An 8781-nucleotide genomic window follows, 5' to 3' on the forward strand; every position below is an offset into this window, starting at 1 on the left:
CGTGCCGATCGCCATGGAAGAGAAGCTGCGCTTCGCCATCCGTGAAGGCGGCCGCACCGTCGGTGCCGGCATCGTCGTCACCATCAAAGAGTAATCGCCGGCGCTGCCGGTTGAGATCGGATGCAAAAGGGCGGTCTTCGGGCCGCCCTTTTGATTCTGATATTCTGGCAATGGATTAACCGCATTGCTTCAAATCCTGTTGCAAGCGCCTCTGCCATAACTAGTATAGGTTGCATCGAGGGGGCTGCCCGAATGGTTCCATGGCGCCGTTTGCATAGTCAGGCATGGTGGTCGCTAGGGCTGATCTGCCTGGCGTCGTTGCTTGTCATGGGCCACGCTGCTTTCGCAGCGGATGCAAAGAAATCCACGCCGGAAAAATCCACGCCGGATTTCGGCCCGACGATGCGGTTCGTCGTCGTCCGCAGCAGCGCGCCGGGCTGCGAGCCGACCTGTCCGGAATGGATATCGGCCGAAGGCTCGATTGAAGCCGGCACGCCGGCCCTTTTCAAGCGCACGCTTAAGGCGCTTGGCGCCCGAAAGCTGCCGATCGTCGTCGATTCCCCCGGCGGCAATGTCGAAGCGGCGCTGACACTTGGTCGCCTGATCCGCAAGAACAAGCTCGATATCGCCGTCGGCAAAACCCGCTTCGTCGGCTGCCTGCCTGATATGAAGAACTGCAAGGAAAACGACGGCAAGGGCGCCCGTTATTTCGGCGATGCCTATGCCAACGGCGCCATCTGCAATTCCGCCTGTCCGTTGATGTTTTCCGGTGGCATCCGGCGCGTGGTCGGGGAGTGGGCCTTTCTCGGCGTCCATCAGATCACCACGACCTATATCCGGACGAAACTGCTGTACCGCACCACCTACCGCATGGTGAAAGGCAAGAAGAAGATACTCAGCACCAGGGTCGTCAGCCGGAAGAACGCCGGCAGCTACACGACCTACGAGATGAACAAGCCGCTGGAGCGGAAGCTGGCGGCCTATCTGAAGGAGATGGGCGTCGGCCTGGGCGTGCTCGAGACCATGAAAAGCACGCCGGCCAGCAGCATCCAGCAACTGGTTCCCTACGAGATGCTGCAAATGAATCTCGTCACCAGCCTGGATGCCGTCGACTTGCTGACCGCGCCAACCCTATGCAAATCCGATCCGTTACCGGCGAGTTGCAGGGAACTGCCGGCGCCGGCGAATATCGCGAAGCCGGCCGGGCAAGTGGTGGCGAACGCCGAGCCTGCACCTCTGGGGCTCGAAACCCCGCCGGCGACGGAGGTCGCTGACATGCGTTTCGTCCTGGTCCGCGGCAGCAATCCGCTCTGCAATCCCAATTGCCCGGAATGGATCTCGGCGGAAGGCATGATTACCGCTGACACGGCCGAAAAACTGCGCCAACTGCTTGACAGCGTCGGCGACCGGCGCCTGCCCATCGTCGTCAGTTCGCCGGGTGGCGACGTGCTCGGTGCTTTGGCGGCCGGAAGGCTGATCCGCGAACGTAAACTCGACGTCGCCGTGGCGCGGACGGATTTCATTGGCTGCGAGCCGCGGCACGCCGACTGCACGGCCGAAGACGGCGTCTACAACGGGCTCACGGTCGATGTCGGCGGCGAGTGCGGCTCGGCCTGTCCGATCATGCTCGCCGGCGGTGTCAAACGCCTGGTCGGCCCACGTGCACAGTTGAGAGTGCATTCGGTAGGGCAGGAGCAAAAGGTCAAGGCCTATCTCGATGAGATGGCCATCGGCCCCGGTCTGTTTACCGCAATTCAGCTGTATTCAGTCGAACGGCAGCTCGAACTCGACAGGATGCTGAAATACCAGCTGACGACCGGACATCAATCGGCAGACGAATTGACAGGCCCCGGCATCTGCAGATCGGAGCCACGGCCGGAGAACTGCCGCGAAGCTTCGGGCGCCAAGGCTCAGGCCAGCACGCCGGTCAAATCGTAAGGCGGGCTTGATCGCTGCGAGCTGATCGATCGTGCCGATCGCCATGGAAGAGAAGCTGCGCTTCGCCATCCGTGAAGGCGGCCGCACCGTCGGTGCCGGCATCGTCGTCACCATCAAAGAATAATCGGGACCGGCATTCGCCGGAATCCAAAAGAGAAAGGGCGGTCTTCGGGCCGCCCTTTTTCGTTTCCGACGCTCTGCGGCACAAGTATCGGCCGGTGTTTTGAAGCTATTGCAAGTGCCATTGCCGCAACTATTATAGGTTGCGTAGAGGGGGCTTTTGCCAAGCGTGGTTTCGGGACGCCATTCAGACACTGTGGCAAGGTGGTGGCGCGGGCTGGCCGGCCTAGCGCTAGTGGTCGCGGTTGCGATGGCTACATTCGCCGCAAAGGCCGAGGATGCGTCCGATCCTAGGACATGGGATCCGAAGTCATGGTACCTTCCGGGCAGTTCGTCCGATGGTTTTTCGGAGATGCGGTTCATCATTGCCCGCAGCAGTGCAGTCGGTTGTGAGCCCAACTGTCCGGAATGGATTTCAGCGGAAGGCGCCATTGCAGCCGGCTCGCCGGCTCTACTAAAGCGGGTACTGAAAAAGCTCGGTACTCGCAAACTGCCGATTATTGTCAATTCCCCTGGCGGCGATGTCGACGCTGCGCTCCAGCTTGGTCGCATAATACGCAAGAACAGGCTCGATATCGCCATCGGTAAGACCGAGTTTACCGATTGTTGGCCGGGGACGGAGGGTTGCGAGGCCAGCTACGGCAAAGGCGTAGCCTATTTCGGCGTCGCGTCCGATGGGTGGCGCCATGTGCAATTCCGCCTGTCCGCTGATGTTTGCCGGAGGCGTCCACCGCGTGGTGGGCAGCTGGGCCTATCTGGGTGTTCATCAGATCACCACCACCTATTTCCCCTCAACACGGCGTGTTCGAACCACCTATCAAACTATCCGTGGCAAAAGATATCAGGTCACCACGGAGACCGTCACTCAAGGCGAGAGCTACAAGACCTATAAAATGAGCAAGGCGTTTTCGAGAAAGATCTCGGCCTATCTCAGGGAGATGGGTGTCGGACAAGGCGTGCTGGACAGAATGAAAGCCACGCCCGCTAGCGACATCCGGCAGATTTCCCTCGCCGACATGCTGACGATGAAGCTGGTCACCAGCAGCGGCTCTGTCGACATATTTACCCTGGCGGGCATATGCCGGCGGAGTCCTGCGCCGGCGAACTGCCGGGAGATCCCTGCGAATGCCAAGCCGGCCGAGGTCGCAGCGATCAAGACGAAGGCCGGACCTTCTCAACCGGCTCAAGTCCCACTTTCTCAGCCTGCCAAGCCAGCGGCCAAGGTTGGCGACGAAGGGCTGTCCAGTGGTGCTGGTTCCCACTTGGTCGCTTGTACAGACATAGATGGCGTAACGCGGATAATCGTGACCAATCCAAACCTCGGTCAAGCCTGTGGTGGTCCTAGCGGAATGGGACCCTGGCCGGCTTGGGGCGTGCCGAGCAGCCCGTACATATCATCGGATGTGAAGCCATGATCAGCTGGGGGGTGGCCGCGGCCGCCCAGTCAGAGCTACAGGTGCCGCAGCCGGCCAAACTGGCCATCGGGGCAGGTTGAGCTCCGCACGATCCTTCCGCTATCGTCCCCGCCGATCACAATCGAGGATCGGCGATGAGCCAGGATGTCCCGACATTGTTTGAATGGGCCGGTGGCACCGAAGCGCTGAACCGCCTGACCCAGACTTTCTACGACAGCGTCTCCCGGGACCCCATCGTCGGGCCGGTGTTCAAGCATATGTCGCCGGACCATCCCGCTCACGTCGCAGCCTTCATCGGCGAAGTCTTTGGCGGACCGAAAACCTACAGCCAAAAGCATGGCGGCCATCGCGAGATGGTGATGCATCATCTCGGCAAGCATCTGACCGAGGAGCAGCGCCGGCGCTGGATCAATCTTCTCGCCGACGCCGCCGACGAGATCGGGTTGCCTGACGATCCCGAATTCCGCTCTGCCTTCATGGCCTATATCGAATGGGGATCGCGGCTGGCCAAGATGAACTCCAACAAGGGCCCGACCTGCGATCCCGAGACGGAACCAATGCCGGCCTGGGGGTGGGGGGTGCCGGGCGGCCCCTACAAGCCGCCTTCGGGAGACTGACCGGGCACGAATCGGTCGAAAACCCTGCCGCCAGGAAAACGGGTGGCTAAGGAGGTCTCGGTCCTCCAGGCTAACGGTCTAAAGTCGCCGTCGAATGGCGGGGCCACATTGAAAACCGGAGGCTTTGCGATGAGATCGGAAGGCAAGAAAAATTCAGACAGCGTCTTTGAAGGCAATCGCGGATCCCGAAATCCGTTTGGCGTCATGGACGTCCCCACTCCCGACGACGAGGAGGTGTCGGCGTTCGCCGCCGGCGTGAAACTGGAGGGAACTGCAAGCGATGAAAACGCCGAAGCCTGGGGCACCGAAAACGACCGCGACCGCAACGACACCATCGAAGGCAGCTGGTCCAGCCGATGGAACGGCGGTGCCGATCCCACGATTCCAGGCGATAGCAAGGATAAATGGAAGTCTGGCCGGGGCGAGGTGAAGACGGCGGCAGAGAGAGTTTACCTACTGTTCGATTGGCATGATGGCGTGCGCAAGGGGCTCATCGATGCCCGGCGCGTCGGTGCGAAAGGGCTCGTTGGAAAATATATCAATCTGACCGACCCAGAAATCGTGCGTCCCTGGGTCGGCTTGATCGTCAGTAATCGACGGATCGACGGGAAATGGCCGGGAGGACGCCTGGACTTCCGAAGATGAAGGCCGGGCAGCGCACGTCGCTCTTTACAGAGCGCGCGGAAGCTTTTAGGAAGCGCCTGCTGCGCCGACACGCGCATACGGGCATAGCTCAGTTGGTAGAGCGGCGGTCTCCAAAACCGCAGGTCGTAGGTTCGAGCCCTGCTGCCCGTGCCATTCTTTGAATGGATACCTAAAAACGATTCTTTTGCAGCGCGGCCTTTGAAAACCTGCTTGTGACTTGCCATATAGCATAAGTTGCGGCATAAGGGCCGCATAGCCGGGACGGGACGACTGGATGGTTCCGAGGCGGCGTTTGGTCATAAAGCGGACACTTGCCACTTGCGTGGATCAAGAATCGGTTTTATGTAGACGAAACAGACACGCGACGCGTGGAGCTGGGAAGCCGGCTTTACGCGTCTGATTTGCATGGGCGAAATGATTGCGCTGATTCGGCGCGAACGCACGCTCAAGCGGCACGTCCCGGCCAGCGGGATCATCCAGGAGACCCGGCCAACGGGTCTTGCAGACAGAGCGGCATATGGCTTCGAAAACCACAAATCCCTTCACCTTTCTCCAGCAGGTTCGCGCGGAGACCGCCAAGGTCACTTGGCCGTCGCGGCGCGAAACGATGATCTCGACGGTGATGGTCCTTGTGTTCGCGGTCATCGCGATGATCTTTTTCTTTACCGCAGACGTGGCCATGGGCTTTGCGGTCGAAAAAATCCTCGGCCTCGGACAGTAAGTCCGGCGATTACGGAGAAGTCTTGAAATGACCGCGCGGTGGTACATCGTCCACGCCTACTCGAACTTTGAAAAGAAGGTCGCCGAGGACATTGAGAACAAGGCCAAGCAGAAGGGCCTGTCCGCCGACATCGAGCAGATCGTGGTGCCGACCGAGAAGGTCGTCGAGATCCGCCGCGGCCGCAAGGTCGATGCCGAGCGCAAGTTCTTTCCGGGCTATGTGCTGCTGAAGGCCAATCTGACCGACGCCGTGTTCTCGCTCGTCAAGAACACGCCGAAGGTCACCGGTTTCCTGGGCGACTCCAAGCCGGTGCCGATCACCGAAGCCGAGGCCCAGCGTATCCTGAACCAGGTTCAGGAAGGCGTCGAGCGGCCGAAGCCGTCGGTGACGTTCGAGATCGGCGAAGCGATCCGCGTTTCGGATGGACCATTCGCGTCGTTCAACGGTTTCGTCCAGGAAGTGGACGAGGAGCGGGCGCGGCTCAAGGTAGAAGTTTCGATCTTCGGGCGCGCCGTGCCGGTCGATCTGGAATTCGGACAGGTCGAGAAGGGCTGATCCGAAATCCCTGCACCGGTTTCGGCGGCAGGGAAGGCGGCGCGGAGATCGCGCGGCCAAAAACGGGTGGGAGGCGAATGCGGCTTTAGCCGGGCCGCGCGGACCGCACCACCAGACTGCAACCGCCGGCAAGACCGGCATGAGAAAAGGCAGGAAGAGAGATGGCTAAGAAAATTGCAGGCCAGCTCAAGCTCCAGGTTTCCGCGGGATCGGCTACGCCGTCGCCCCCGATTGGCCCGGCGCTTGGTCAGCGTGGCATCAACATCATGGAGTTCTGCAAGGCGTTCAACGCGCAGACCCAGGAAATGGAAAAGGGCTCGCCGGTTCCGGTCGTCATCACCTACTACCAGGACAAGTCGTTCACCTTCGTCATGAAGACGCCGCCGGTGAGCTACTTCCTGAAGAAGGCTGCGAACCTGAAGTCGGGCTCGAAGGAGCCGGGCAAGGTCAAGGCCGGCACGATCGGCCGCGACAAGGTGCGCGCCATCGCCGAGCAGAAGATGAAGGATCTGAACGCAAACGACGTCGAGGCGGCCATGCGCATGGTCGAGGGCTCCGCCCGCTCGATGGGTCTGGAAGTGGTGGGCTGAGATCATGGCAAAGATTGCAAAGCGTGTATCGAAGACCCGCGAAGGCATCGATCCGAACAAGGCTTACGCTTTGGGTGAGGCGCTGAAGCTGCTCAAGGATCGCTCCTCGGTGAAGTTCGACGAGACGATCGAAGTCGCGATGAACCTCGGCGTCGACCCACGCCATGCCGACCAGATGGTCCGCGGCGTGGTCAATCTGCCGAACGGCACCGGACGCAGCGTTCGCGTCGCCGTCTTCGCGCGTGGCGACAAGGCCGAGGAGGCCAAGGCCGCCGGCGCCGACATCGTCGGAGCCGAGGATCTGGTCGACATCGTCCAGAAGGGCACGATCGACTTCGACCGCTGCATCGCCACGCCGGACATGATGCCGCTGGTCGGCCGTCTCGGCAAGGTGCTCGGCCCGCGCGGCATGATGCCGAACCCGAAGGTCGGCACCGTCACCACCGACGTTACCGCCGCCGTCAAGGCATCGAAGGGCGGCGCCGTCGAGTTCCGCGTCGAGAAGGCCGGCATCGTTCATGCCGGCGTCGGCAAGGTCTCGTTCGACGTCAAGGCGCTGGAAGAAAACGTCCGCGCTTTCGCTGACGCGGTGACCAGGGCAAAGCCGGCTGGTGCCAAGGGCAACTACGTCAAGAAGGTGTCGGTCACCTCGACGATGGGCCCGGGCCTCAAGCTCGACGTCTCGACGCTCGCTGCGTCCTGATACGAACAATTGGATCAGCCGCTAAAACGCTGATCCGTGAAAGAATTCCGGGCCTCCGACCTGTCGGCGGCCCGGTACCGGAAGTCGAAAGGCTTCCGGACATCCTGTCCGAGATTGCAGGCGGCCCCCAAGCCTTAGGTGATGTGGGCCTTAATTCATGTGGGCCTGCATGAGACGGGTGAAGACCGGACAAAGGAGCCACAAGCTCCAATGAAAGGTTCGAACCGTGTTTGCCTTTTGTCTGCGCACCGTCCGGCTTGCCGGCAGGTGTGGCGAAAGGGGGCAGGATCCTCGAGCGTCGTTCGGGAGATCCGTTACTGGATGGCCCGGCCGGCAAAAGGCAACCCGACGCCTGTCCTTCGTAGAGGGCAGGGGTCAACTGGAGATAGGCAGTGGACAGAGCGGAAAAACGCGAACTCGTCACGGGCCTGAATGATGCGTTTTCAAGCGCTGGTTCAGTCGTCGTGGCCCACTACGCCGGTATCACCGTCGCGCAAATGAACGACCTTCGGTCGAAAATGCGCGCCGCCGGTGGCACCGTCAAAGTCGCGAAGAACCGTCTCGCCAAAATCGCTCTTCAGGGCACGGACTCCGCATCGATCATCGAGCTGTTCAAGGGACAGACGCTGATCGCCTATTCGGAGGATCCGATTGCGGCGCCGAAGGTCGCGTCCGATTTCGCCAAGGGAAATGACAAGCTCGTCATTCTCGGCGGCGCAATGGGCACCACCTCGCTCAACGCCGACGGTGTGAAGGCACTCGCCACACTTCCGTCGCTCGATGAGCTGCGCGCCAGGCTGGTTGGCATGATCGCCACTCCGGCAACCCGGATCGCCCAGATCGTCAATGCGCCTGCGGCTTCGGTCGCGCGCGTCATCGGCGCTTACGCCCGGAAGGACGAGGCGGCATGAGGCCGTTCCTCGCTATCACAAACACACGTTCGAACCTTATGAAGGAACATTGCAATGGCTGATCTGGCAAAGATCGTAGACGACCTTTCGAAGCTGACCGTCCTCGAGGCGGCCGAGCTGTCGAAGCTTCTTGAAGAAAAGTGGGGCGTTTCCGCCGCTGCTCCGGTGGCGCTTGCCGCTGCCGGCGGCGCTGCGGCCGCTGCTGCTCCGGTCGAGGAAAAGACGGAATTCGACGTCGTCCTCACCGAGGCAGGCGCTCAGAAGATCAACGTCATCAAGGAAGTTCGCGCCATCACCGGTCTTGGCCTCAAGGAAGCCAAGGACCTGGTCGAGGCGGCTCCGAAGCCGGTCAAGGAAGCCGTTTCCAAGGCCGACGCGGACAAGTTCAAGGCCCAGCTGGAAGCAGCCGGCGCCAAGGTTGAACTGAAGTAAGCGTTGAGTACCGGGGGGCGGCGGGGCCCCCGCGCCCCCCCCCCGCGGCCGGGGGGGGGGGGGGGTGGGGGCGAGTGGGGCCAACACCATTGTGGTGGGCGCCGCCCCCCCGGGCGGGCAAGGGGTTTTTTACC

General features: G+C 61.4%; 12 protein-coding genes, 1 tRNA gene and 1 pseudogene. 13 read left to right on the forward strand and 1 reads right to left on the reverse strand.

Annotated elements, in window-relative coordinates:
* From NKJ40_RS31240 to NKJ40_RS31250, 3 genes and pseudogenes are all read left to right on the forward strand, one after another.
* Positions 1–94, forward strand: a 94-nt coding sequence (locus NKJ40_RS31240; RefSeq protein ID WP_476738618.1) for an EF-Tu C-terminal domain-related protein, incomplete at its 5' end; no start/stop codon positions are given.
* A 158-nt stretch (positions 95–252) separates the two neighbouring features.
* Positions 253–1938, forward strand: a complete 1686-nt coding sequence (locus tag NKJ40_RS31245; protein ID WP_352469322.1) for a COG3904 family protein — start codon at positions 253–255, stop codon at positions 1936–1938.
* A gap of 28 nt (positions 1939–1966) precedes the next feature.
* Positions 1967–2062, forward strand: a pseudogene (locus NKJ40_RS31250) (EF-Tu C-terminal domain-related protein); the annotation flags it as partial.
* A 450-nt stretch (positions 2063–2512) separates the two neighbouring features.
* On the opposite strand, the gene NKJ40_RS31255 reads toward NKJ40_RS31250, so the two are convergent.
* Complete coding sequence (locus NKJ40_RS31255; protein WP_352469323.1) at positions 2513–2746, reverse strand: hypothetical protein; 234 nt, start codon at positions 2744–2746, stop codon at positions 2513–2515.
* On the opposite strand from NKJ40_RS31255, the gene NKJ40_RS31260 reads away from it, so the two are divergent.
* From NKJ40_RS31260 to rplL, 10 genes are all read left to right on the forward strand, one after another.
* A complete protein-coding gene (locus tag NKJ40_RS31260) occupies positions 2745–3473 on the forward strand; it encodes a hypothetical protein (RefSeq protein ID WP_352469324.1) in 729 nt (242 codons plus the stop codon). The genes NKJ40_RS31255 and NKJ40_RS31260 overlap by 2 nt on opposite strands.
* A 134-nt stretch (positions 3474–3607) precedes the next feature.
* Positions 3608–4090 carry a group II truncated hemoglobin gene (locus tag NKJ40_RS31265; RefSeq protein ID WP_352469325.1) on the forward strand — a complete coding sequence of 161 codons (483 nt, stop codon included), beginning with the start codon at positions 3608–3610 and terminating at the stop codon, positions 4088–4090.
* Positions 4091–4219: 129 nt separating this feature from the next.
* A complete protein-coding gene (locus tag NKJ40_RS31270) occupies positions 4220–4735 on the forward strand; it encodes a hypothetical protein (protein ID WP_352469326.1) in 516 nt (171 codons plus the stop codon).
* 77 nt (positions 4736–4812) lie between these two features.
* Positions 4813–4888: transfer RNA gene (locus tag NKJ40_RS31275), tRNA-Trp, on the forward strand.
* 364 nt (positions 4889–5252) lie between these two features.
* A complete protein-coding gene (gene secE, locus NKJ40_RS31280; RefSeq protein ID WP_023680439.1) occupies positions 5253–5456 on the forward strand; it encodes a preprotein translocase subunit SecE in 204 nt (67 codons plus the stop codon).
* Positions 5457–5483: 27 nt separating this feature from the next.
* The gene (nusG, locus tag NKJ40_RS31285) at positions 5484–6011 is read left to right on the forward strand and encodes a transcription termination/antitermination protein NusG (protein WP_006333333.1); all 528 of its coding nucleotides are present in this window, start codon (positions 5484–5486) and stop codon (positions 6009–6011) included.
* Between the two features lie 161 nt (positions 6012–6172).
* Positions 6173–6601 carry a 50S ribosomal protein L11 gene (gene rplK, locus NKJ40_RS31290; RefSeq protein ID WP_023680440.1) on the forward strand — a complete coding sequence of 143 codons (429 nt, stop codon included), beginning with the start codon at positions 6173–6175 and terminating at the stop codon, positions 6599–6601.
* A gap of 4 nt (positions 6602–6605) precedes the next feature.
* Positions 6606–7304, forward strand: coding sequence for a 50S ribosomal protein L1 (rplA, locus tag NKJ40_RS31295; protein WP_023680441.1), 699 nt, complete (start codon positions 6606–6608; stop codon positions 7302–7304).
* Positions 7305–7696: 392 nt separating this feature from the next.
* Positions 7697–8215, forward strand: a complete 519-nt coding sequence (gene rplJ, locus NKJ40_RS31300; protein ID WP_008875657.1) for a 50S ribosomal protein L10 — start codon at positions 7697–7699, stop codon at positions 8213–8215.
* Between the two features lie 54 nt (positions 8216–8269).
* A complete protein-coding gene (gene rplL, locus NKJ40_RS31305; protein ID WP_352469327.1) occupies positions 8270–8647 on the forward strand; it encodes a 50S ribosomal protein L7/L12 in 378 nt (125 codons plus the stop codon).
* Positions 8648–8781 lie beyond the last annotated feature (134 nt).

This window comes from Mesorhizobium sp. M0119, assembly GCF_040322615.1.
Lineage (GTDB): Bacteria > Pseudomonadota > Alphaproteobacteria > Rhizobiales > Rhizobiaceae > Mesorhizobium.